Source organism: Streptomyces sp. NPDC091387 (assembly GCF_044756945.1).
Classification (GTDB): domain Bacteria; phylum Actinomycetota; class Actinomycetes; order Streptomycetales; family Streptomycetaceae; genus Streptomyces.
In genome coordinates this window covers 1-22,393 of sequence record NZ_JBIVTZ010000002.1, presented here as the reverse complement: position 1 = coordinate 22,393, position 22,393 = coordinate 1, and the positions used below count along the sequence as shown (strand labels likewise).

The 22,393-nt window shown below is 69.1% G+C and carries 23 protein-coding genes and 2 pseudogenes; 5 read left to right on the top strand and 20 right to left on the bottom strand.

All coding sequences use genetic code 11. The features are described from left to right. Positions 1 to 75 precede the first annotated feature (75 nt). Positions 76 to 883 (top strand): annotated as a pseudogene (locus ACIQM0_RS04370) (IS5 family transposase). Here ACIQM0_RS04370 and ACIQM0_RS04365 read toward each other — a convergent pair. Then, positions 855 to 1,190 (bottom strand): ankyrin repeat domain-containing protein, encoded by a 336-nt coding sequence (locus tag ACIQM0_RS04365; protein WP_401283468.1) that lies wholly within the window; start codon positions 1,188 to 1,190, stop codon positions 855 to 857. The pseudogene ACIQM0_RS04370 and the gene ACIQM0_RS04365 sit on opposite strands and share 29 nt — an antisense overlap. Before the next feature lie 118 nt (positions 1,191 to 1,308). On the opposite strand from ACIQM0_RS04365, the gene ACIQM0_RS04360 reads away from it, so the two are divergent. Then, positions 1,309 to 1,812, top strand: coding sequence for a DinB family protein (locus ACIQM0_RS04360; protein ID WP_401283466.1), 504 nt, complete (start codon positions 1,309 to 1,311; stop codon positions 1,810 to 1,812). On the opposite strand, the gene ACIQM0_RS04355 is transcribed toward ACIQM0_RS04360, so the two are convergent. Both ACIQM0_RS04355 and ACIQM0_RS04350 read right to left on the bottom strand, forming a co-directional pair. Further along, a complete protein-coding gene (locus ACIQM0_RS04355; RefSeq protein ID WP_401283464.1) occupies positions 1,809 to 2,756 on the bottom strand; it encodes a YihY/virulence factor BrkB family protein in 948 nt (315 codons plus the stop codon). The two genes, ACIQM0_RS04360 and ACIQM0_RS04355, sit on opposite strands and share 4 nt — an antisense overlap. Positions 2,757 to 2,948: 192 nt before the next feature. Beyond that, a complete protein-coding gene (locus tag ACIQM0_RS04350) occupies positions 2,949 to 3,923 on the bottom strand; it encodes an SMP-30/gluconolactonase/LRE family protein (RefSeq protein WP_401283462.1) in 975 nt (324 codons plus the stop codon). 215 nt (positions 3,924 to 4,138) lie between these two features. Between ACIQM0_RS04350 and ACIQM0_RS04345 the strand changes: the two genes are divergently transcribed. Next, a complete protein-coding gene (locus tag ACIQM0_RS04345) occupies positions 4,139 to 5,068 on the top strand; it encodes a helix-turn-helix domain-containing protein (RefSeq protein WP_401283460.1) in 930 nt (309 codons plus the stop codon). On the opposite strand, the pseudogene ACIQM0_RS04340 reads toward ACIQM0_RS04345, so the two are convergent. Further along, a pseudogene (locus ACIQM0_RS04340) lies at positions 5,034 to 5,330 on the bottom strand (hypothetical protein); the annotation flags it as partial. The gene ACIQM0_RS04345 and the pseudogene ACIQM0_RS04340 overlap by 35 nt on opposite strands. A gap of 38 nt (positions 5,331 to 5,368) precedes the next feature. Between ACIQM0_RS04340 and ACIQM0_RS04335 the strand changes: the two are divergent. Further along, the gene (locus ACIQM0_RS04335) at positions 5,369 to 5,500 is read left to right on the top strand and encodes a hypothetical protein (protein WP_401283458.1); all 132 of its coding nucleotides are present in this window, start codon (positions 5,369 to 5,371) and stop codon (positions 5,498 to 5,500) included. A 58-nt stretch (positions 5,501 to 5,558) separates the two neighbouring features. Here the strand turns inward: ACIQM0_RS04335 and ACIQM0_RS04330 are convergent, their stop codons facing one another. The 16 genes from ACIQM0_RS04330 to ACIQM0_RS04255 form a co-directional block, all read right to left on the bottom strand. Then, on the bottom strand, positions 5,559 to 6,518 hold the full coding sequence (locus ACIQM0_RS04330; RefSeq protein WP_401283456.1) for a nitroreductase/quinone reductase family protein: 960 nt from the start codon (positions 6,516 to 6,518) through the stop codon (positions 5,559 to 5,561). A gap of 449 nt (positions 6,519 to 6,967) precedes the next feature. Beyond that, the gene (locus tag ACIQM0_RS04325) at positions 6,968 to 7,177 is read right to left on the bottom strand and encodes a DUF6243 family protein (RefSeq protein ID WP_401283454.1); all 210 of its coding nucleotides are present in this window, start codon (positions 7,175 to 7,177) and stop codon (positions 6,968 to 6,970) included. A 416-nt stretch (positions 7,178 to 7,593) separates the two neighbouring features. Next, positions 7,594 to 8,244 (bottom strand): OmpA family protein, encoded by a 651-nt coding sequence (locus ACIQM0_RS04320; RefSeq protein WP_401283452.1) that lies wholly within the window; start codon positions 8,242 to 8,244, stop codon positions 7,594 to 7,596. A gap of 8 nt (positions 8,245 to 8,252) precedes the next feature. Next, entirely contained in the window at positions 8,253 to 8,855 is a 603-nt protein-coding gene (locus ACIQM0_RS04315; RefSeq protein ID WP_401283451.1) for a hypothetical protein, read from the bottom strand. Between the two features lie 31 nt (positions 8,856 to 8,886). Continuing rightward, positions 8,887 to 9,579, bottom strand: coding sequence for a pilus assembly protein TadG-related protein (locus ACIQM0_RS04310; protein WP_401283449.1), 693 nt, complete (start codon positions 9,577 to 9,579; stop codon positions 8,887 to 8,889). Then, complete coding sequence (locus tag ACIQM0_RS04305; protein ID WP_401283447.1) at positions 9,579 to 9,809, bottom strand: hypothetical protein; 231 nt, start codon at positions 9,807 to 9,809, stop codon at positions 9,579 to 9,581. Before ACIQM0_RS04305 ends, ACIQM0_RS04310 begins: the two co-directional genes overlap by 1 nt. Positions 9,810 to 10,061: 252 nt before the next feature. Next, the gene (locus ACIQM0_RS04300) at positions 10,062 to 11,147 is read right to left on the bottom strand and encodes a response regulator (RefSeq protein ID WP_401283445.1); all 1,086 of its coding nucleotides are present in this window, start codon (positions 11,145 to 11,147) and stop codon (positions 10,062 to 10,064) included. 46 nt (positions 11,148 to 11,193) lie between these two features. After that, positions 11,194 to 12,510, bottom strand: a complete 1,317-nt coding sequence (locus tag ACIQM0_RS04295) for a sensor histidine kinase (protein WP_401283443.1) — start codon at positions 12,508 to 12,510, stop codon at positions 11,194 to 11,196. 51 nt (positions 12,511 to 12,561) lie between these two features. Further along, a complete protein-coding gene (locus ACIQM0_RS04290) occupies positions 12,562 to 13,446 on the bottom strand; it encodes a DUF5936 domain-containing protein (RefSeq protein WP_401283441.1) in 885 nt (294 codons plus the stop codon). Positions 13,447 to 13,460: 14 nt separating this feature from the next. Continuing rightward, on the bottom strand, positions 13,461 to 14,399 hold the full coding sequence (locus ACIQM0_RS04285; RefSeq protein WP_401283440.1) for a type II secretion system F family protein: 939 nt from the start codon (positions 14,397 to 14,399) through the stop codon (positions 13,461 to 13,463). A gap of 10 nt (positions 14,400 to 14,409) precedes the next feature. After that, on the bottom strand, positions 14,410 to 15,747 hold the full coding sequence (locus ACIQM0_RS04280; protein WP_363030702.1) for a CpaF family protein: 1,338 nt from the start codon (positions 15,745 to 15,747) through the stop codon (positions 14,410 to 14,412). Between the two features lie 66 nt (positions 15,748 to 15,813). Then, the gene (locus ACIQM0_RS04275; RefSeq protein ID WP_401283437.1) at positions 15,814 to 16,194 is read right to left on the bottom strand and encodes a TadE/TadG family type IV pilus assembly protein; all 381 of its coding nucleotides are present in this window, start codon (positions 16,192 to 16,194) and stop codon (positions 15,814 to 15,816) included. 3 nt (positions 16,195 to 16,197) lie between these two features. Beyond that, positions 16,198 to 16,599 carry a TadE family protein gene (locus tag ACIQM0_RS04270; protein ID WP_401283436.1) on the bottom strand — a complete coding sequence of 134 codons (402 nt, stop codon included), beginning with the start codon at positions 16,597 to 16,599 and terminating at the stop codon, positions 16,198 to 16,200. Positions 16,600 to 16,615: 16 nt separating this feature from the next. Then, positions 16,616 to 17,887 carry a CpaE family protein gene (locus ACIQM0_RS04265; protein ID WP_401283434.1) on the bottom strand — a complete coding sequence of 424 codons (1,272 nt, stop codon included), beginning with the start codon at positions 17,885 to 17,887 and terminating at the stop codon, positions 16,616 to 16,618. Positions 17,888 to 17,894: 7 nt separating this feature from the next. Then, positions 17,895 to 18,602 (bottom strand): Flp pilus assembly protein CpaB, encoded by a 708-nt coding sequence (cpaB, locus tag ACIQM0_RS04260; RefSeq protein WP_363030698.1) that lies wholly within the window; start codon positions 18,600 to 18,602, stop codon positions 17,895 to 17,897. 168 nt (positions 18,603 to 18,770) lie between these two features. Further along, on the bottom strand, positions 18,771 to 19,637 hold the full coding sequence (locus ACIQM0_RS04255) for a hypothetical protein (RefSeq protein WP_401283432.1): 867 nt from the start codon (positions 19,635 to 19,637) through the stop codon (positions 18,771 to 18,773). 659 nt (positions 19,638 to 20,296) lie between these two features. Between ACIQM0_RS04255 and ACIQM0_RS04250 the strand changes: the two genes are divergently transcribed. Next, complete coding sequence (locus tag ACIQM0_RS04250) at positions 20,297 to 22,033, top strand: chitinase (protein ID WP_401283431.1); 1,737 nt, start codon at positions 20,297 to 20,299, stop codon at positions 22,031 to 22,033. Positions 22,034 to 22,393: the final 360 nt, after the last annotated feature.

Below are 22,393 nucleotides of genomic sequence, written 5' to 3'. Positions count from 1 at the left end.
CACGGGCCCACGCTTGGACCCCAAGGCAACGGTTAAGACGTCATCTCATTTGGCTGACTGGGTAGGTTGCCGGTCATGGTGGGGATCGTTGAGCGGCTTGTGCCGGATGAGTTGTGGGAGTTGTTCCAGCGGGTGGTGCCAGAGGCGCCCTCGCGGCCTCAGGGCGGCGGTCGGCGTCGGCACGGTGACCGTGAGGTGTTGGCTGCGATGGTGTTCGTGGCCACGTCAGGGTGTACGTGGAAGCAAGTGCCGGCTGCTTCGTTCGGTCCGTCCGGAGCTACTGCTCACCGGCGGTTCGCCGAGTGGACGAAGACCCGCGTCTGGGCCAAGCTCCATCGCTTGGTCCTCGACGAGCTCGGATCCCGGGGTGAACTGGACTGGTCCCGCTGCGGATCGACTCGGTGAACATGCGGGCTCTGAAAAGGGGGACCTGACAGGTCCGAATCCTGTAGATCGGGGCAAGTATGGCTCAAAGATCCATCTGATCGCTGAGCGAACCGGTCTGCCCCTGTCTATCGGAATCTCGGGGGCGAACCTGCACGACAGCCAAGCCCTGATCCCTCTGGTGCAGGGGATACCGCCGATCCGCTCCCGCGGCGGACCACGGCGCCGCAAACCCGCAAAGCTTCACGCCGACAAGGGGTACGACTACTCCCATCTGCGACGATGGTTACGCCAGCGTGGCATCCGGCAGCGCATTGCACGCAAGGGGATCGAGTCCTCACAGCGACTGGGCCGCCACCGCTGGACCGTCGAACGCACCATGTCCTGGCTCGCAGGCTGCCGCCGTCTCCACCGACGCTACGAGCGCAAGGCCGAGCACTTCCTTGCCATCACGAGTATCGCCTGCACCCTCATCTGCCACCGCAGGCTCCTCCGCTGATGTGAGCTCGCAGCAACTTCACTGCCAGGTCGTGGCCGTAGCGATTGGCCACGTCCATAGGCGCCACACCATCAGGACCTGCCAGCTCCGGATTGGCTCCGAAGGCCAGCAACACTGCGGTGGTATGCACAGTGAGCGGCTCTCCGCTCTGCATTGCGCCATCGCCCTCGACGTCGATTGCGTGTGTCAGCAGCGTCATGTTGCTGAACACCTCGTCGGGATCTGACCCGTCGGCGAGCAACCGCGCAAGAGTCTCCGCGTCCTCGAACTCGACGGCGTGATGGGCAGGCGTCCAGTAGCTACTCACATAGGCATTGAACCCGCACCGCAGAACGCCGGCAACGACAATCTCCGCAGCGGGGAACCAATTGAGATGACTTCTAAGCGGTGGACAGCCCGTCGGCGAGCCGCGAGGGTGTACCGCGATGACACGCACCGATTCGCCTCCCGCCTGGGACGAGCGCACACAGCTGACCACTTTCCTCGACTACACCCGCGCCACCGCTCTGGCCAAGTGCGAGGGCCTCTCTCAGGAGGACGCCCGCAAGGCCCTGCTGCCTGGCTCGCCCCTGATGACGCTCGCGGGTGTGCTCAACCATCTCCGCTGGGTCGAGTACGCCTGGTTCGAGATCGATTTTCTCGGCGGGGAGGACGAGGGCCCGTGGACCGAAGAGGACCCCGACCGCGAGATGCGCATCGCCGTCGACATGCCGCTCGCCGACGTCATGGCGGAGTACGAGGAGCAGAGCGCCCGCTACCGGGAGCTCGTCGCCGCCCATGACCTGGACACCCTGGCGAAGCGTCCGCGGTCCGACGGCCACCACCCCGATCTGCGCTGGATCCTGCTGCACCTCATCGAGGAGACGGCCCGGCACAACGGCCACCTCGACATCATCCGGGAGCTCGTCGACGGCAGCACGGGGTCCTAGGCCGCTTCCCCGGTCCCGGTCCCGTCTTCGCCGTCGGTTCCGGTGCCGGTGTCCTCGCACCGCACCCGGCCCAGCTCCACGTTGAACTGGGCGCCGGTCAGCAGCGCCAGGTTGGTGAACCACACCCAGATCAGGAACACCACCAGCCCCGCCAGTGACCCGTACAGCCGGCTGTAGGAGCCGATGTACGTCGCGTACAGCGCGAATCCCGCCGAGGCCACCAGCCACAGGAGCGCCGCCAGCACCCCGCCGGGCAGTGCCCGGCGCGACCCGCGCGCCGTCGCCGGACCGGTCCGGAAGAGGACCGTGATCAGGCAGGCGACCAGACAGAGCAGCACGGGCCACTTCAGCACCGCCCACACCGCGTCGCCCAGATGCGCCAGACCGATCCGGTGCCCGAGCCAGCGGGCCAGCGGACCGGAGAGCACCAGGGCGAACGCACTGGTCATCAGGAGCAGCAGCAGCCCGATGGCCGTCGCCACGATGATGTGCGCCTTGCGCAGGGCGGGCCTGGTGTCCGGTACCCCGTGCATCGCGTGCAGCGCCCGCCGGAAGACGGCCAGATAGCTGGACGCCGACCAGACCGCGCTGACGGTCCCGGTCGCGACCAGCAGCCAGACCGCGGTCCGCTGCTGTGTGGCCGCCTCCAGGGGCTGGCGCAGCGTGGCGCCGGACTCCGCCGGTGCGAAGGCGGTGATGTCGGCGATCAGGGAGTCCGTGGCCCGGGGATTGGCCAGCCCGATCACGGAGACCGTCACCAGGAGCGCCGGGAGCAGCGCGAGGATGGCGTAGTACGTCAGGGCCGCCGCCCAGTCCGAGAGGTCGTCGTTCCACAGGGAGACGGGCGTCCGCCGCAGTGCGACGGACCAGCGCCGCGCGGGCCCGGGACACCCGGCTGCCCGGGACGGCGCCCCGGCGGCGGTGTCACTGATCTTGCTGAACACGGATGGGTCTCCCGGGACGTAGGAGGTGGGCGAGCGAGGTCGGACGCCTCCCGCTGCGCGGACGCAGGGGGACGCGGGAGACGTCCTGTGCTGCCTATCCTCTTCTGCTCCGGTTTGCCACCGGTACTCCGGTGCATCCCTGATCCGGTTTGTGGGTCTCCTCGCTGTCCGCCGTGTGCGCGAGCAGTGGCGTCAGTGATTCCTGTGGATACGGGCGGTGAGCAGGTTGGGGTCCTTATTGGTGACATAGGCGGCCGAGGTCACGTACACGGTGTCGCCGCGCACGGCGACGGCCGTGGGGTTCTGCAGTCCGTCCCGGGCGCTGAGCACGATGGTGTGGGTGCCGTCGGGCTCGATCAGGGCCACCTCGTCGGTCTGGTCGAGGGCGGCGAGGATCCGGTCGCCGCGGCCGACGAAGGCGAAGTCGTCGATTCCGGCCAGCTGTTCGGCCCTGATCCGGGCGGGACCCGCCGTGCCGTTCCTCCTCACCGGGTAGCGGACCACGGTGCCCTGGTCCAGGTTGGACACCCAGACGGCGCCGTTGTGCACCTTCAGGCCGTTGGCGCCGAGGAAGCCGGTCGGGGCGAGCTCGGCGCCGTCCGCCCAGACCGTCGCGGTGCCGCCGCCGGCCGGTACGCGCCGGATGACACCGTGGACCGAGTCGGTGATGTAGAGCAGGCCGGAGTCCAGCGCCAGCCCGTTGGGCAGGCCGTCGGCCGGCAGTGCGGCGATCCGCTCCGGGGTGCCGCCGGGCCGGAGCCGCCAGACGCCGGTGAGGTCTGCGGTACCCGTGGCGTACAGGAAGTACAGCGTGCCGTGCGCGTCCCTGACCAGGCCGGTGACCAGGGGGAAGCCGAGCGCCGGAGTGTGCACGCCGCCGTCGGCCGGGGCGGGCAGGGTCGCCAGCACCCGTACCTTGCCGTCGCGGGTGACCTGGGCGATCCGGCGTGCGGCGGAGAAGGACAGATCGATGCTGCCGTCGGGTTCCAGGACGATGTTCTCCGGCATCTGCCGGCCGGCCAGGTCGAAGTGCTCGGTGATGCGGGCGTGTGACAACGGCGTTGTGGCAGCCGACGCCGAACCCGGCAGGCCGGCAGCGAGCGAGGCCGTGAGGGAGGCCGTCGCGAGGGCGGCGACCAGTACGTTCCGTGCGAACTTCGCTGACACGTTGCTTCCTTGCGTAGTGGAGGGTGGTGCGGTGCGGGGCGGCCCTGCCGCTCTGTTGCTCTGTTGCTCTGTTGCTCTGTTGCTCTGTTGCTCGGCGACGGGGTTCGCTCGTGGTTCCCACCCTGTGTCCGGCCGGCGTGGGCAGCCAGCCCCGGTTCTGCCTATCCCCGACAGGGGCAGGCTGCGGGCGCCCCCGGCACCGGATACTCGGGGCCATGGACACACACGGACGGCTCGGGGCCTTCCTCCAGGCGCGGCGGGCCCAGTTGCAGCCCCAGGACGTCGGGCTGCCGACCTACGGGGACCGCCGCCGGGTTCCGGGGCTCCGGCGTGAGGAGCTGGCCCTGCTGGCGGGCGTCAGCGCCTCGTACTACACGCGTCTGGAGCAGGGCGCCTCCTGCCACGCCTCCGCCGAGGTGCTGGACGCGATCTCCCGGGCGCTGTGCCTGGAGGAGACGGAGCGGCGGCACCTGCACGACCTGGCCACCGCCTGCCGACACCGGGTCACGGCCCGCCGGCCCCCGGCCGAGCGGCTCTCCCCGGCCGTGCGCGAACTGGTGCGGTCCCTGGAGGAGGTACCCGTCGTGGTGACCGGGCGGCGCAGCGACGTACTGGCCTGGAACACGGCGGGGCACGCGCTGCTGGCCGGGCATGTGGACCGGGCGGCCCCGGAGCGTCCGGCGGACCGCCCGAACATGGCGCGGCTGGTCTTCCTGGACGCCCACATCCGTGAGCTCTACGCCGACTGGACGGCGAAGGCCCGAGCCGTGGTCGGCAATCTGCGTCTGGTCGCGGGGCGGCATCCGCAGGACGCCCGACTGACGCAGCTCATCGGTGAACTGACCACCCGTAGCCCGGAGTTCGCACGCATGTGGGCGGACCACCGGGTGCGGGCCTGCGACACCGCCGAGTACGGGCTACGGCACCCGCTCGTCGGTTCCCTGACGGTCAGACAGCAGACGCTGACCGTGCCGTCCGAACCCGAGCAGTCCCTGATCATGGTGACCGCCACCCCCGGATCGGCTTCCCAGGCCGCGCTGAAGCTCCTCGTCCAGGCCACCGCGACCGGGGGCGGGGACGCGGGGCCGGGGCGCGCCGCCAGGACGGACTTCAGCGCTCCCGGTAGTGGTCGGCGACGGCCGTGAACGCCGCCTTCGGCTCCCACGGCAGCCCGGGAAAGGTGACCCCGAGGCGGTCCTCGTACACCTTGACGATGCCGTAGCCGGCCCGGTCCAGGTCGTCCCTGGGGTCGCCGTCGGAGCGGTGCACGTGGTCGTACAGGGCGAAGGTGAACACGAAGGCGCTGTCGACGCCTCCGGCCTCGAAGACCTCCAGCAGCTCACGCAGGTACGCGGCCTGACCTGCCGCGTCGCGGGCGTACGCACCGTTCAGCCGGACGGGGTGGCGTCCTCACCGCATCGCCGCCCAGGGTCGCCACCGCGGCCATGGCCCTGCTGCGCAACGAATGCGTCGTACGCGGGCTGCCCACCGCACCCGACGACGTCCTCGTCGAGATCGTCGACGAGGTGTACCTGCCGCTGGTACGACGACGGGACCCGGCGGCGGCGCCGGACTGAACCTCGCTGCGGGGCCGCGCCGGTCCGGTCCCGACCGCCGCGGCCCCGCTCACCGCGATCAGGCGCTGCCCGCCCCGGCACCTCCCCCGGCCCCGTCGCCTCCAGGGACGCCCGCGGGCGGAACAGGCGGCCAGGGAACATCGGCCAGGAGGGGGACGATCGCCTTCTCCTCGTAGTCGAGGTGCGCGTTCAGCTCGGCCGACATCCGTACCAACTCGGCCCGGAATCGCGCCGGTTCCGCGATCCCGATACCGGCGAGCAGCTCCACGAGCGCTGCCTGAATCCGGGCGACGGTGCGGTGCTCGTCCGCGAGCCGGGCGAAGGTGTCGCCCAGGTGCGGGTGGTAGCGGGCGATCCCGGGGAACAGGTGCCCGTCCTCACTGGTGTGGTGGAACTCCAGGGCCTGGCAGAACGCCAGGCAGCGCTGCCGGATCTGCAGCCCGAGGCTCGGCGCCGGCGGCTCACCGGGCGCCTGACGGTCCGCGCGCTCGGCGAAGTGGGCCTCCACCTCGGCCGCCACCTCACGCAGTTGACCGCGCAGCCAGGTGTGCACCTCCATGACCTTGTCGGCCAGGGTGCGGACCTCGCCTGGGCCCTCCCACCCGTCGGGATCGGCGCGCTCCAGCACGACGACGGGCAGGACCCGGCTGGTCCGGGCCTGGTAGTCCCCGTACCCGGGCGCGCTCCGCACCGCGTGCGCGAACAGGTCGTCGCGCCTGTCCCCCTCGGCGGGAACCGCGAGGGCCTGGAAGGTGCGGGTCCCGATCTCCACCCGCACCACGGGGTGGGCAAGCAGGTTGTGGTACCAGCCGGGGTGGCTCGGGGCGCCGAGGCTGGACCCGACGATCAGGATCAGCCCGCCGTGGCGGACGTACCCGAGGGGCGTGGTCCGCTCGGTGCCCGACCTCGCGCCGGTGGTCGTCAGCAGGAGGAGATCGCCGCCCGCGAAGGGGCCACCGACCTTCCCGGCGTTGGCGCGGAACTCCTTGATGATCGTTTCATTGAAAGACGTGGGCATACGGATGCGTATCTCCGGGAGCTTCAGTGATTCCGCAGTGACTGCGGTCATGGCGTGTGGTGACGTGCCCAGGACGAAGCGACCGCACAACCTCTCACCGGGCGCGGCGGTGCGCGGGGCGAGGGGTGCGGTTGCGTTACGTCAGGTGCAGGGCGCGGAGTACGAACTCATGACGGACCCTTGGGTGAAGGGTGCTCGCCCGATCACCGGCCGGCCCACAGCTCTTTGGCCGGCGTCACGCGACACCGCGTTCATTACACGCATCCGCCGACCGCGTGTCAACGCGGACGCCTCCTGGCACCGGGCCGGGGAGGGCGGACGGATCACCGCGGAAGCGCGCGTCCGCGTCCGGTACGGCGGCGAGGCCCGGTACGACAGCAGCAGGGCCCGGACCGCGCGTCGCGGTCCGGACCCTGCCCCGTGCGGTGCCGCCTCGCGGCGGCGGTGGGTCAGCTCTGTGCGGTGTCGTCGCCCGACTGCCCGGCGTCCTCGGCCGCCTTCTCGCGCATCTTGCGCACCAGCTCCGCCTTCTGGTCGGCCGCGCCCTGGCGGTCGAGGTTGCGGTGCGGACCGTTGTTCTGCCGTTCGGCGCGGGACTGCCTCTTGCGCTGGCCGCCACCCATGCCGATGGGGTTGTTGATGTTCTTGCTCACGGTCACGGGTTCTCCCGGTAATGATGTGAAGTGATCTACGGATTCATCGGTGGGGGACGGGCGGCGACGTCGGAGGACGTCAGCAGGGGCCCATCACGCTCTCACTCGTAAATCGGCGCCTGGAAGAACATGACAAAGACGTTACCCGGTTCCGTCGGTCCCGCACACCAACCTTTTCGCCGCCCCGGCACCGGCCGGGCCTCCGGCGAGCGCCCGGGGCAGGTCCGGACGGGCGCTGCCGGGCCGGCACGGGCGTCGTCAGTGGTCTTGAGCACACTGCCGGCGCGGGAGATCATCTCGCTTGCGCTGCGGGCCGAAGCCGGGCCGGATCCGTCCGGGAGGGCCGGCAAGGCCGGCCACCCGCTGTGACAGCACGCGGGCCTGGCACCGTGACCGGTGCCAGGCCCTTCATGCAGGTCGGGTCAGGAGGAGCTGCCGCGCGGGAAGGAGACCTCCACGCGACGGTTCTTCTTCCGGCCCTCTTCCGTGGTGTTACTGGCGATCGGGTACTGCTCGCCGTAACCGCGGATCTCGAACGTGATGTCCGAGCCTGTGGACCTCACCAGCACCGACTGCACGGCATCGGCACGCTGCTTGGAGAGCACGTCTCCGTGTGCCGACGAGCCGAGGTTGTCGGTGAAGCCGAAGACGCGCACCTTCGAGGCGTTCTGCTTCTTGATCTCGGCGGCGATGGCTGCGATGCGGGAGTTGGCGGCGGAGCTCAGCTTCGCGCTGTCCTTGCCGAAGAGCACCTCGGACTGGAGCGCGAACTTGATGTCCGCGTTCGTGTCCTCGCGTCGCTCTTCGCCGCCCTCGTCCTCGACGACCTGAATGATGTCGAGGACCTTGCCGGGCGCGAGAGTGCCGCCGTCCGGCATCTTGAGGTCCGGGTCGTTGCTGTCCAGCTTGACGGGCGGCTCGGACGAGGCCTCCGTGCCCGGAGGAACGCTCGGACCGTCGTCTGCCAGGGCCGTCGTCGCCCCGAAGACCGTGGTGCCGGCGAGCAGGACTGCGACAGCGATGGCCCGGCCTGCGAGATGACCTGGCCTGTGCCGCGTGTGAATGCTGTTCATATCCGCCATCACCCGGAGATCTTGAGTGAGGCGGTGGCGAAGGTGGGCAGCGTGAAGTCGACCTCGGTCGTGGTCTGCGGAGGAGTCGGGAACTGCATGAAGACGGGCGTCGACTTGCCCGGCTGCAGCGGCAGAATCCCCGTGGTGCAGAGGCAGCGCGATTCCGTGTCGCGGAGGATGTAGTAGCGCTTCTTGCCAACCTTGTCCACCAGAGTGGCTCCGGCGACGGAGTTCGGGTTCTTCGCCACGACAGCGCTCTCGGCACCTGCCCAGCCGGCGGTGTTCTTGGCCTGGTCACCCTCGTTCTTGATCTCGCCCTGAACGGTGATGAAGCCGCCGGAATCACGCTTGACCTGATTGACGACGAGCGTCAGCCCGCCCTGCCCCTTGACCTCGGCGAGCTTCGCATTCGAGTCCACGTTGTCCCCTGCGGCGGTGTCCTCGTCGGCCCCCTTGTCTCCGTCGGAGGGCTTGGCGGACGAGGAAGAGCCGGTGTCCTCGGTCTTCCCGCCGTCGTCGCCGCCGCAGCCGGTGACGATCAGGGCCAGGGCAGCCGCCATGGAGGCCGCTGCCACCACCCTTCGGGATTTCGTGGTGCGCCGAATGCTCATGGGTTCAGATTCCTTTACTCGTCGTTCGCTGTCAGTCGTCGATCAGGTGCACGGCAAAGATGGTCTTGGCCAGGGACTCCCACAGCTCCGGATGGGCAGGGTCGATGTCAAGACCGCCCCCGTGACAATCAAGAGTGGGGATCGGCAGATCCGGCTTGTCGCCCTCGTCACCCTTGTCGCCCTCGTCGCCCGTGTCGTCGGACCCGGGGTCAGCACTCGGCGCGTCCTTGAGCTTCGGTGAACACCGGAACTCGATCACGGCAGTGGCCGTGGCCTTGGCGTGCTTGGTCTTCGTGCTGGGGATCACCGAGGAACCGACCGTGTAACGGGTCTTGACGCTGACCGTGACCTTGTCCTGGAGGAACCCCTCGTCCCAGCGGCAACGAGGCCGGCGGAAGGGATCATCGGTGTAGAGGTCCGAGCGATTGGCATCTGCCAGTCGCTGCGCGTCCGGGCATCCGGCCCTGAAGTACCGATGATTCGCCAGGAACTCGGTGAGACCGTCCGGTGTCCGCAGGGCGGCGAGGAAGGGCACTCCGAGGTCGTTCCGGGCTTCCTGGGCGGCAGCGAGCGCGGCGGCGTCCGCCGCGCCCTGGGCACCGTTACGCGTGGCAGAGGCCTGACCGACAGCAAAGAAAGCGAACGCGAGGAAGAGCAGGCCCGCCACCATCACAATGTAGATGGGGAAAGCCTGCCCTGCATCGCTGCGTTGGCGCGATTCCACTAGCCGGCGGTGATGGAGTCCACCAGGCCGGTGATACGAGTCGTGATCGCGCCACCGATGCCTGCGGCCACCATGCCACCGATGATCGCGACGACCACCAGGATGATGCCGAGGTACTCGAAGGCCGTCTGGCCGCGGTCCGCGGTCTCGTAGCGCTTCTGGATCTTCGAGATGGCGGTGTTGGCCCAGCCGTTGACGCGGACGGCGGACTTCAGGGTGATGTTCGACATGGTGTTCCCCTCCAGATTCGGCCGACCGACTGCCGGCCGACTCGCACGTTCCTTCGTTCTCGCTCCCGTTACCGGCTTCCTCCTGGCCGGTGCCGTTTGCGATAGGAGAAACATAGGGCGGAACACCATGCCCACCAGAGGGCCCCAGGGCCCATTCCCGGGCCCAATCGAGCAGTTGGGCCCTGGGCGCCCCGGGCTGGGCCCCCTGGACCGAACCCGCCACGTCCTGTGCGCTCCCCCGGTCAGCCATGACTACCTGTCCCCCTGTGCGCCGGGACCCGCAGCCGGCGCCGTGCCGAGCCAGCGGGCGATGGCCTCGCTGCGGCTGCCGCTGTGCAGCTTGGTGAAGATGCGGTTGATGTGGTTCTTGACCGTCTTCTCGCTGATGAAGCACGTGGCGGCGATCTGACGATTGCTCATGCCGGACGCGATCAGCTCCATGACCTCCACCTCCCGCGAACTCAGCCCGTACTGCTGCCTGTCAGGAGGCGTGCCGACTCCTCCGGATACCGAAGACTGTGCCATACCTGGTTGCAGATGCGAAAGACCCTGGGATTGTCCTACTGGTCGCGCCCCAGGCGGGGCCACTTCAGGAAAAGGCAAATGTGCATACGCATCGTATTGTTGCAACGGTCCAGGGGCATGACCGTCGTATCCGGGCTGCTGGTAGGGAACGCCGGAGGTCAGTGCCGCGCCCAGGCCCTCCGGGAGCGGCCCTCCCCGGGATCCGGGCCCCTGCCGCATGTGGGCCAGGAGCGCGTTCGCCGCCGTGGCGGTGAAGTGGGCCCGGCCGCTCTTCGTGTCACGTACGGCCTGCACGAGCTGGTCCGCCGTGAACTCTCCGTGGACCAGATAGCCGCCCGCGCCCAGCCGGAGCGCCTCATGGACGATCTCGTTCTCGCGGCTGTAGGTCAGCATCATCACCGGCGCGACCCGGACCAGGTGGGGCAGGGCGGAGATGCCGTCGACACCCGGCATCCGGACGTCGAGCAGCACGACGTCCGGGCGGTGCCGCACGGCCATGTCGTAGGCCTCTCGGCCGTCCGCGGCCTCCGCGACGACCTCGATGTCGTCGCGGCCGGAGAGCAGGACGCTCAGGCCCGCCCGGACCACGGGGTTGTCGTCGGCGACGACGACCCGCAGCGGACCGGGGGCGGGCAGGTCGGGAGCGGAGGGGAAGGCGGGCATGACTCCGGATGCCGCGGTCTGCTGGGGGACGGGGAACCCTGGCGAGCTGGATTCGGAATTGATGGGCGTGGCGTGCGGGGACGTGTGCTGGGAGGCGTGGTGCGTTGCGGCCCAGTTCTGGCCCGATGCGCGCGAGACGTCGTCCGGCATTCTGCGACCTCCTCTCAAGTTCTGTGGGGGGACGGTGTGGAGCGGGTCAGTTGAACGACTGTGCGGGTGGTGCTTGGGACAGGGCCGCCAACGGCAGCTCCAGGCGTACTTCGGTGCCCGTGGCCGCCTTGCCCTTGCCGATCCGGATCCGTGCGCCGATGGACGCGGCGCGTTCGACCATGCCGACGAGTCCGAAGTGCCCGGCCCGCTTGAGGTCGTCGAGCGTGGTGCCCGCGGGGAGGCCCTGCCCGTCGTCGTACACGCTGATCCGCAGGACGTCGCCCTTCACCCCCGCGAGGACGACGAGGTACGTGGGGTGGGCGTGGCGGCCGGCGTTCTCCATCGCCTCGGACGCGATGGTGAGCAGTTGCCGGGCCACCACCTGCGGGACGGGCGGGACCGGGGTCTCGTTGAGCAGCCGGAATCCGGCGGTGAGGCCGTGTCGGCGGGTGAAGTCGTCGGCGCGTGCGCGGAGTTCCTCCGCCACGTTCACACCGCCGTCGAGTCCCGACTCGCGTCGCAGGTCCGAGAGCAGCTCGCGTGATTCCGCCGCCGCGCGGCGGGCGGACCTGGCGACGAGTTCGGCCTGGTGCTTGACGGTCAGCGGGTCCATCCGATCGGAGGAGCCGGCCAGGCCGTCGGCGGCCAGTGCCAGACCGTGGAGGGTCTTGGCCACGGAGTCGTGCATCTCCCTGGCCAGCCGGGTGCGCTCGCCCTCCACGGCCTCGTTCACAGCCAGCCGTGCCCGGGTCTCGGTGAGCGCCTGGCTCGCTGTTCCGAAGCGGAGCAGCAGGTTGCGCAGGGTCACGCCGACCGCGCCCGCGATCACGCAGAAACCGGGCAGGAGGAGCGCCGTGGCGGTGCTCGCCTCCAGCTTCGTATCGGTGCCGTACACCCCGAAGATGATCAGCGTCTGTGTCACGGCGAAGACCGCCGCGCCCCGCCACCCGTAGACGAGCCCGGCGAGCAGCGGCGTACAGACCGTGACGTACGCCAGGGTCGACTCCGGCGTCGCGGTGATCAGCAGCAGCGCGCCGAACAGCGCGTCGACGCCGAGCAGCCAGCGGTGGCGCAGGAAGACCGGGCCGAAGCGCTCCCAGTCCCGGAACAGGACGTAGGAGCCCATGAAGGTGACGAGGATGGCCGCGCCGATCAGCCAGGTCGGGAGGCCCGGTGCCGTGCGGGCGATGGCGAACGGTGTCGCCATGGCCGTCATCGCGAGGCGGAACCCGAAGACCTGGCGGCACATGGCCTGGAGCGCGTTGAGCTGGATCGCGAAGGCCGGCTGGGCCCCCGGACCGGCGAGCGCCTGGCGCACCTCGCTCGTCAGTCCCGGTTGTGAGTCGCTGAGTTGGAATGCCATGCGCCTGTCACCTCCCCCTGCTCGTGATGCCCATCATCCCCGTCATGCGTGTCATCCGCCGAGGAACGAGAAGTCGACGTCGGCCCCGTACACGAATCCGACCGTGAGCAGCACCAGGGTGCCCGGGAGCAGGAAGGAGGTGACGGCGAAGGTCGCCTTCGGGACGGCCTTGGCCGCCTTCCTGCGGGCGTTCTGGGCATCGGTGCGGCGCATGTCGTTGGCGATCTGGATCAGCGTCTCGACGATCGGCGCGCCCAGTTCCTCGCCCTGCTGGAGCGTGGTCACGAACATCGCGACCTGTTCCGAGTCGTTGCGCTTGCGCAGCTGCTCGAAGGCATCACGCCGGCTGACGCCCATGTCCATCTGGCGCAGGGTGATGCTGAGTTCGTCGGCCCAGGGGCCCTCGTACTTCTCCGCGACGCGTTCCAGCGCCTGGCGGAAGCCGAGGCCCGCGGAGACGACGACCGCGAGGACGTCGAGGAAGTCGGGGAGCGTGCGCTCGATGTGCTCCTTGCGGACCCGGATGGCCGACCAGATGCCGACCTCGACCCAGAAGGCGCCGAAGGCGAGCAGCAGGATGGCGAAGAAGAGCTGACCGCGCATGAGCATCGACAGGGCCCCGAACCCGCCGAGCGCTCCGTAGACGGCACGGCGGGCGGCGTACCGGTCGATGGTCAGACCGCCGGGGTTGCCGGCCATGTCGATCTGGCGGCGCTTCTTGTTGACGGACTTGGGGCCCATCATCCTGAGCACCGCGGGCGCCCAGCGCATGCCCATCCGGTCGATGCCGGAGCCGACCGCGCCGGTGCGGGTGGAGCCGACCTCCAGGGCGATGGCGAGATCGCCGGGGAGCTTGGCGTCGGCCCGGTACATCCGGATGCCGGCGATCACTCCATAAACAGCGAGACCTACAACGAGTGCGAGCAACAGGTCCATGTCCGCTCCTCCCCTCAGACGTCGATACGGGACAGGCGGCGGATCACGATGAACCCGATCGCGTACAGGATGAGCGAGACGATGACCGCGGCCTGGCCGACCAGTGCGCCGGTCATGCGGTCCAGTGCGCCCGGCATGACGGCGTTCATCAGGAGCATCGCGCCGAAGCCGAAGCCGGGAACGGCGTAGGCCGTGACGGTCACCTGCGAGAGCTGGGTCTTGACCTCGCGCCGGGTCTCCTTGCGCTCCTCCAGCGTCTCGGTGAGGTTGCGCAGGGAGCTGACGACCGTACCGCCGGCCCGGTTGGACAGGACGAGGGTCGTGACGAGGACGACGAGTTCGCGGGACGGCAGCCGCTCGGTCAGCTCGCTCAGGGCGTCGTCGAGCGACTCGCCGACGCCGAGGCGGCGGGCGACCCGGGCGAGTTCCTCACCGGCCGGGGCCTCCAGCTCGTCCGCGGCCATCGCCAGCGCGGTGCGCAGGGCCAGTCCGGCCTGGGTGGCGTTGGCGAGGATGCGGGAGAGCTCGGGGAGCTGGTTGATGAAGCGGTCGGTGCGCTTGGTCCGCTGCCAGTTCAGGAAGGCGTTGGTGCCCCAGAGCCCGATCAGGGCGGCCACGGGGCCGAAGAAGGAGGCCAGGATCGACGAGGCCGTCAGCCAGAGTCCGGCCATGGCCACCAGCGCGTAGACGAAGAACTCGCCCGGGGTGATCTCCAGCCCGGTGGCCGCGAGCTTGAGCTCGATCCTGCGCCCCAGGCCGGTCTTGCGGAGCCTGCGGTCGATGCCCCGGAAGCGGCGGTGGCGTCCTGCGGCCTCTATCTGGCCGGTGTGCGAGAGGCGGTCGACGAGGGCGTCGCGGTCGGCTTTGCCACCGGAGTACGCGTGCAGGCCCATGACGCCGAGCACGCAGCAGATGAGTGTGACGCCGATCGTGAGAAGGGGGAGATTGGTCATGGCGCGGTACCTACTTGGCCTCTCGGGTGGCGAGCTGTTCGTCGGACGAGGCGACGCCGAACGCCTGGGGAATGGGCTGGCTGGCCATGTAGAGCCGTTCGGCGATCTTGCGCGGGAGCGGAAGGTACTGGAACTGGCCGTAGATCCGCCCGTCGGCGGCCATCGGCTGGGGGATGAAGCGGGCCACGCTGACGATGCGGTAGTTGTCCCGGCCGTGCGAGTCGAGGATCGCGATCTCGGTGATCTTTCGGCCACCGTCGGCGAACCGGGTGAGCTGGACGATCACGTCGACCGCGCTGTTGATCTGGTCGTGCAGCGCCTCGAAGGGGATCTTGATCTCGGACATCGAGGCGAGGGTCTGCAGACGCATGAGCGCGTCCTCGGCGTTGTTCGCGTGCACGGTCGCGAGGGAGCCGTCGTGACCGGTCGACATCGCCTGGAGCATGTCGAGCGACTCACCGCCACGGACCTCACCGACGACGATGCGGTCGGGGCGCATACGCAGGGAGTTGCGGACCAGGTCGCGGATGCTGATCTGGCCCTTGCCCTCGACGTTCGCCGGGCGGGACTCCAGCCGGATGACGTGGTTCTGCTGGAGCTGGAGCTCCGCGGAGTCCTCGATGGTGACGATGCGCTCGTTGTTCGGGATCAGTCCGGACAGTGCGTTGAGCAGGGTCGTCTTGCCGGTGCCGGTGGCGCCGGAGACGATGATGTTGAGCTTGGCCTGGACGAGGCCGGAGAGCAGGATCAGCATCTGCTCGTCGAGCGAGCCGAAGTCGATCATCTCCTGGAGGGTGAAGGCCCTCGGGAACCGTCGGATGGTGAGCGTCGCGCCGGTCAGTGAGAGCGGCGGGATGATCACGTTGACGCGCTCGCCGCTGGGGAGGCGGGCGTCCACCATCGGGTTCGCCTCGTCCACGCGCCGGTTGACGGTCGACACGATGCGCTCGATGGTCTGCATCAGCTGTTCGTGCGAGCCGAAGCGCATCGGGAGCTGTTCGACCTTGCCGCTGCGCTCGACGAAGATCTGGTCCGGTCCGTTCACCATGATTTCGGTGATGGACGCGTCTTCGAGCAGTGGTTCCAGGATGCCGAGGCCGAGGGCCTCGTCGACGACCCGGCGGATCAGCTGCGAGCGTTCGAGGGTGGAGAGGACCGGGCCTTCGCGGCTGATGATGTGGCCGAGTACGCGCTCCAGGCGGGCCCGCCGGTCGGCGGCGGCCAGCGAGGACATCTCCGCGAGGTCGATCTCCTCGAGCAGCTTGGCCCGGTAGGAGGCGACCATGTGGCCGTCCTCCCGCCCCCCACCGTGCTCCTCGGGGGCGGTGATGCGTGCCCGCAGGCTCATTTTGCTGACTCCTAGGTCCGGCGTGCCGGTGGTGCGGTGTGGGGGCGGGCGGAGAGGGGGACGTGGTCAGTCGCTGGGCATGGTGGAGCTGCGTTCGGCGTAACCGAAGGCGTCCGGCATCCACGGGATGATCGAGGGGACCTTGACCCTGGCGGTGTAGGTCACCGTGCCGTCGCCGGAGTGGTGCTGGAAGGTGGTGTGGTTCTGCTTGGTGAGCCAGTCGCTCATGGCGGACTTGCCCGCCTGTTCCGGCCACAGCTCCGGCCGGTCCTGACCGGCCGTGCGCGCCGCCGCACGGGCACCGGTGCCCGCCTGGTTGGTGGCGTACGCGGCGATGCCCAGCTGAATGGCGCAGAGGCCGACCAGCAGCATCAGGGGGATGAACCCCATGTACTCGATGGCGACCTGGCCGCGGTCGCGAGCGGACCTTCGCTTCGTGCCGGTCATGGCTCAGCCCTCCTTCGCCGAGGCGGCGTTGCCGGTGATTGTCGGGCCGAAGTCGAGAATGCCGGGCAGCAGGACGGGCACGTCGAGGTGGACCCTGGCCCGGTACAGGCCGCGTTCCGCCCCGCAGTCGACGTCGTCGGTCTGCCAGGCGTCGGGCAGGTCCTTCTTCGCCGCCTGCTCGCAGGCGGCCTGCGAGTTCCACTGCGCGCCGTTCCCCGCCCGCGCCGCCACGTCCGCCGCGTTGCCGGCCAGGCTGAACGTGTAGCCGATCAGGGCGCACTGCCAGAGCGCGACGAGCAGCAGGATGATCAGTGGCGTGACGCCGACGAATTCGATCGCGGTCTGTCCGCGGTCGCGGTCACGCCTCCGGCCTATGCCTGTTTCCGCCATCTCCATGGTTGCCATGGATCAGCCTGCCCCCTCAGTCGGTCTTGCCACGGCCCGTGAAGTCGCCGCGCCTGCGCGGGCGGCCGATCGAGCCTCGGTCGTTTCGTTCCTTGGCCCCGCTCTCGGCCCGGTCCGGTGTCTTCACCAGACCGAGCTCGCCCGCCAGAGCCCAGAGTGCCTGCTTCACGATGCTCTTCGAGTCGAGTTCGTGCATACGGCCCGCATCGACGGCGCTCTGAAGTTCCTTGAAGTTGGCGGGGATTGCCGTGCTCGCGATCTTGGTGCCGGTGATCTTCTGGATCAGCGGCGGCTGGATCTCGGTGTTGCGGTTGTACCGGTTGACGAGGGTCGTCGTCTCCTCCGCCTTGCGGATCTGGAGCCGGTCCCACATCCGTACGATGCGCTTCGCGCCGCGCACCGCGACCACGTCCGGGGTCGTGACCAGCAGCGCGGTGTCGGCCATCTCGATGGCCGCGGCGTTGGCGCCGTTCATCTGGCCGCCGCAGTCGATGACCACGATCTCGTACCGCGAGCGCAGTGCGCTGACGATCTGCCGGGCCGCCCGGTCGCTGACCTCTTCGCCGCGCTCGCCCTCGCCCGGTGCGAGGAGCAGCGCGATGCCGGTGCTGTGGCTGAACACCGCGTCGGACAGGACGCGGGGGGAGATGTCGCTGATCGCCGCGAGGTCGACGATGGACCGGCGGAACTGGACGTCCAGGTACGAGGCGATGTCCCCGGACTGGAGGTCCATGTCGACCAGCGCGACGGTCCGGCCGGAGGCCTGGGCGGCGAGGGCCAGCTGCACGGCGGCCACCGTCGTGCCGACCCCGCCCTTGGCCCCGCTGACCGTCACGACGGTGCCGCCGGGTCCGGTGAAGACGTCCCCGCCCGCGCCGAGGTGCCGTCGTACGCCGACGGACCACTGGGCGGCCGACTGGACCCGGTTGACCAGTTCCTCGTAGCTCAGCGGCAGCGTGACCAGGCCACGGGCGCCGGAGTCCATCGCCGCGGAGAACAGGCCGGGACTCGCGTCGGCGGTGATGAGCACGACCCCGACGGCGGGGAAGCGCAGGGATACCTCCCGGATCAGTTCCAGGGCCGGCACCGGACCGATCCGCTCGTGGACCAGCACGACCTCGGGCAGCTCGTCGAGCGACTCGCCCGCGAGGCGCGCGAGGGTGTCGATGAGCTGCGTCGAGTCGCCGACCGGAGCGGCCGGCTCCGCGTCGGGGAGCTGGCTCAGCAGAGTGGTGACGGATCTGGCCGCGTCGGCGTCACCGACGGCCGGGAGGATCCTCGTGGTCATCCAATCCTCACTTGTCCTTGTCGAGCGTGTAGGTGCGGTCGCCCGGACGGATGGAGCTGTCACTGCCACTGGCGATGAGCGCGAGACGTACGTGCATCGCGAACGACTCCGCGTACGCGATGCGCTGGGTGTCGAGCGTGTTCAGTGCGAAGGTGATCGGCACCGCTTCGGTGGCCTGGCTGCCCTTGCCGTCGCTGCTCGGGTCCAGGGCGGTCAGCTTGCCGACCTCCAGCACCTTCGCGTTGGACACGATGACCTTGGACTGCGCACGGCCGTTCTGGCCCTCGCCCGCGAAGGTCGCGTAGACGTTGACCGTGGCACCAGGGGTGATCTTGCCCGCGACGCCGGTGGCGGCGTCGATCATGATCGCGATCTCCTGCTCACCGGGCTGCAGGGCGGGGCGCGACTCCATCATGTCGGACTGGAGCAGCGAGCCCTCCTTGAGCGTGGTGAGGGCGATCTTGCCGTTGACCTCGGAGAGGTCGGTCACCGCGTTGGTCGAGAGCCACCGCTTCGGCATCGAGACCTTCTCGAACTTGTCCGGAGTCAAGTTGGTGAAGGGTGCGACGTTGCTCTTCAGCTTGTAGGCCGAAACCTCGGGGCCGACCTTCGAGTTGACGTCGCTGATCACCGAGAGCACTCCGGCGAAGGCGCCGAAGGCGCACAGGACCGAGAGGAGCAGGAGTATCACGCCGCGGCGCTGGCGGGAGTTCATGGGCCGGACAACCTCGTTCGGGTCGGATGCGTGGGGCAGCGGACAGAAGAATGCGCGGGAGGTGTGGGAGCTGTTCGGGCTGTTGTCTGGAGGGCGGGCTGAGCCGGGTGTGCGGTACGGACGGTGTCCGGACCGCGGGGGCGTCCGCGGAGGAGGAATCCGCGGTTGCTACGACCGTGGCGGTGCAGGAGCTCCATGGTTCAGGACACCGGACGACGGCATTCGGTTCTCGGTGGTGGGAAGCGGTGAGGAACAGAACCCGCAACGATCGCCGATCAGTTCCATTCCGCACCAGTGACAGGTCTCTCGTCTTACCGAGGAAACGAGTTGGTACAGGACGGAGATGTCCGGAAGATAAGCGGCGAATTCGATCAACTTTCCGGTTCCCCACCATCGGGAGGAATCGGCGGGAAGCGTCGCGTCCTGAATCGCCTGCACCTTCCACGCGGGCGCCAGGGTCTGGTGTACCCACTCGGACTGCAACTGGCCCTTCGCGACCACCAGATGCGTACCGAACTCCGGTCCCGCCAGGGGTTCCGCACTCGGGCCGATCTTGATGAGCTGGGGATTCGGTCCCGCGAGTACGGCGAACTGGGATCCGGGCACCCACGACTTGGCGTGCGTCTTGAGGCTGACGGGCACGCGGTCGAGCTTGGTGACCGAGCTCATCAGGGCGCCCGCATGGATGTAGTGGGACAGAAGCCGCGCGGAGGAGGCAACCACTCCGGGGCTGAAGTCGCAGATGGACAGCTGCCGCAACTGCCGCACCAGCACCGCGACGCCCAGTGGCGGCAGGTCCACCTTGAGCAGCGCGATGCGGTCGCTCTCCAGCACGGACCGAACGGCGTGAAGTCGACGTTCGTGCGCGAGCGAGATGCCCGTCGGATACACGGCGATCACATACCCGTGCTGCTCCAGCATCACGTGCATGTCGCCGATCGCCAGGTCCATCGCCTGAACGTCGGGCGCCTGCAGCAGGGCCGCTGTCGGCGTCTGCTGATCGGTCGGCGGTAGAACCAGATCAGTACTGGTCACTGCTATTGCGGTCGGCACGCTGTTCCCCGTTCGGCTCCGGCCGGCGTCGCCGTGACGTCGGCCGCAATCGCTCCTGCTCCGTGCTTCTGCCTCAGCTTCTGCTCCAGCACTTTAACCGCGTCCTACACGGCAGAGAACACCCAGCCGAACCCGGTACGGCAACACCCCTGCATCAGCCACTCGACGCCCTCATACGAAATCGGACCAAACCGATAGTTGTTAACTTCTGTACCACTGCGGAGGGTTACTGTCAGGCATTCCCATTTCCCGTGCGTTGAAATTCATTTGCCCATGTCAATGCAGATTTTGGCATGTTCGCGCCAAGATTGGATGGCCGAAAGTCGTCACCGTCCGGCCATGTTGCCCACGTCACCCGCGCGTGGGTGACCCCGCCGGGACGCCTGTTGCCGTCCGCGCACGGGCGGCGTGTGCGCGCACCGTGCGGACCCTGTGCGGATAGCGCGCAGACGGTGCACCGGCTGTTCCCGCGCCGCGCTCCGGGGCGATACCCCGCGCATCCGTCGCTGTCAGAGGTCTTGACAACTTGATTGGTCTGGACCAGTTTATCGGCCAGCGGTGGCCACCGTTCCTCGATTCCACACCCCCGACATCCCCGTGTCGCTCCCCCGCCCTCACCAACTCCCCCACGGAGGCAGCAAGTGGAACGTTCCCCCGTCACCAGCCGCAGACGGCGCCGCACCCGCCAGGGACTGGGCGCCGCCGTGGCGGTCGTCGCCGCGGGCGCCCTGAGCGTCACCGGACTCGTCAGCAGCGCGCAGGCCGCCGACGTCAACGTAGCCAAGAACGCGGGCTTCGAGTCCGGCCTCGCCAACTGGACCTGTTCCGGCGGCTCCGGCACCACCGTCTCCTCCCCCGTGCGCAGCGGCACCTCGGCGCTCAAGGCCACCCCGGCCGGCCAGGACAACGCCCAGTGCACGCAGACCGTGGCCGTGAAGCCCAACTCGACCTACGCGCTGAGCTCCTGGGTCCAGGGCGGCTACGCCTACCTGGGCGTCAAGGGCACCGGAACCACCGATGTGTCCACCTGGACCCCCGGCTCCACCAGCTGGTCCCAGCTCTCGACCAGCTTCAAGACCGGGGCGAGCACCACCTCGGTCACCGTGTACACGCACGGCTGGTACGGCCAGGCGGCCTACTTCGTCGACGACCTGTCGGTCAGCGGCCCCGACGGCGGCGGCGGCACCGACCCCGGCCCGTCGATCCCCGCCGCCCCGGCCGGTCTCGCGGTCGGCGCGACCACGTCCTCCTCCGTCTCCCTGTCCTGGGGCGCGGTGTCCGGCGCGACCGGCTACACCGTCTACAAGGACGGGGCGAAGGCGACCACCGCCACCGGCAACTCGGCGACCGTCACCGGGCTCGCGGCCAACACCGCGTACCAGTTCACGGTGACCGCCACCAACGCGGCCGGTGAGTCCGTCAAGTCCGCGACCGTCAGCGGCCGTACGGCCGTCGGGGGCGGCGGCACCGACCCGGGTGTCCCGTCCACCTCGGTGCCCAAGCACGCGGTCACCGGCTACTGGCAGAACTTCAACAACGGCGCGACCGTGCAGAAGCTCAGCGACGTACCCGCGAACTACGACATCATCGCGGTCTCCTTCGCCGACGCCACGACCACGCCCGGCGCGGTCACCTTCAACCTGGACTCCGCGGGCCTGAACGGCTACACCGTCGACCAGTTCAAGGCCGACATCAAGGCGAAGCAGGCGGCCGGGAAGAACGTCATCATCTCGGTCGGCGGCGAGAAGGGCTCGGTCTCGGTCAACAGCGACGCGTCCGCGACCAACTTCGCCAACTCCGTCTACTCGCTCATCCAGGAGTACGGCTTCAACGGTGTCGACATCGACCTGGAGAACGGCCTCAACTCCACCTACATGACGAAGGCGCTGCGCTCGCTGTCGCAGAAGGCGGGTTCCGGTCTCGTCATCACGATGGCGCCGCAGACCATCGACATGCAGTCGACCGCCGGTGAGTACTTCAAGACGGCACTCGGCGTCAAGGACATCCTGACCGTCGTCAACATGCAGTACTACAACAGCGGTTCGATGCTCGGCTGCGACGGCAAGGTCTACTCGCAGGGTTCGGTGGACTTCCTCACCGCACTGGCCTGCATCCAGCTGGAGGGCGGCCTCGACCCGTCACAGGTCGGCCTCGGCGTCCCCGCCTCCACCAGTGGCGCGGGCAGCGGCTACGTGTCCCCCTCGGTCGTGAACGCGGCCCTGGACTGCCTGGCCAAGGGCACCGGCTGCGGCACCTTCAAGCCGTCGAAGACCTACCCCGGTGTGCGCGGCGCGATGACCTGGTCGACCAACTGGGACGCCAAGTCGGGCAACGCCTGGTCGAACGCGGTCGGCCCGCACGTGCACGGCCTGCCGTAACCGTCCGCGGTCCGGCATCCGAGGACCTGCGTCCCTGACCAGCAGCGCCGCCGCTCCCCCGGCGGCGCTGCTGCATGTCCGGGGCCGTCAGGCCCGCTAGGGCCTGTATTGGATTGTCCCGCGGCGTCACGGGGCTGGGCACGCACGCTCGCGGCGTTGCCGAAACGCTCTGGTAGCTCCGCTACAAGAGCGTTTCGGCGCCTTGCGATCGCACGCACCCAGCCCCGCTCCTCCTTCCGCGTGACAACCCAATACAGGCCCTAGATGTACTGCCCCGTGAGGTTGGGGACACGGCTGGCGGGTGGTTGGCCCTTGAGTGCGGTGTGTCCGCGGTGGTGATTGTAGGTGTGCAGCCACTGG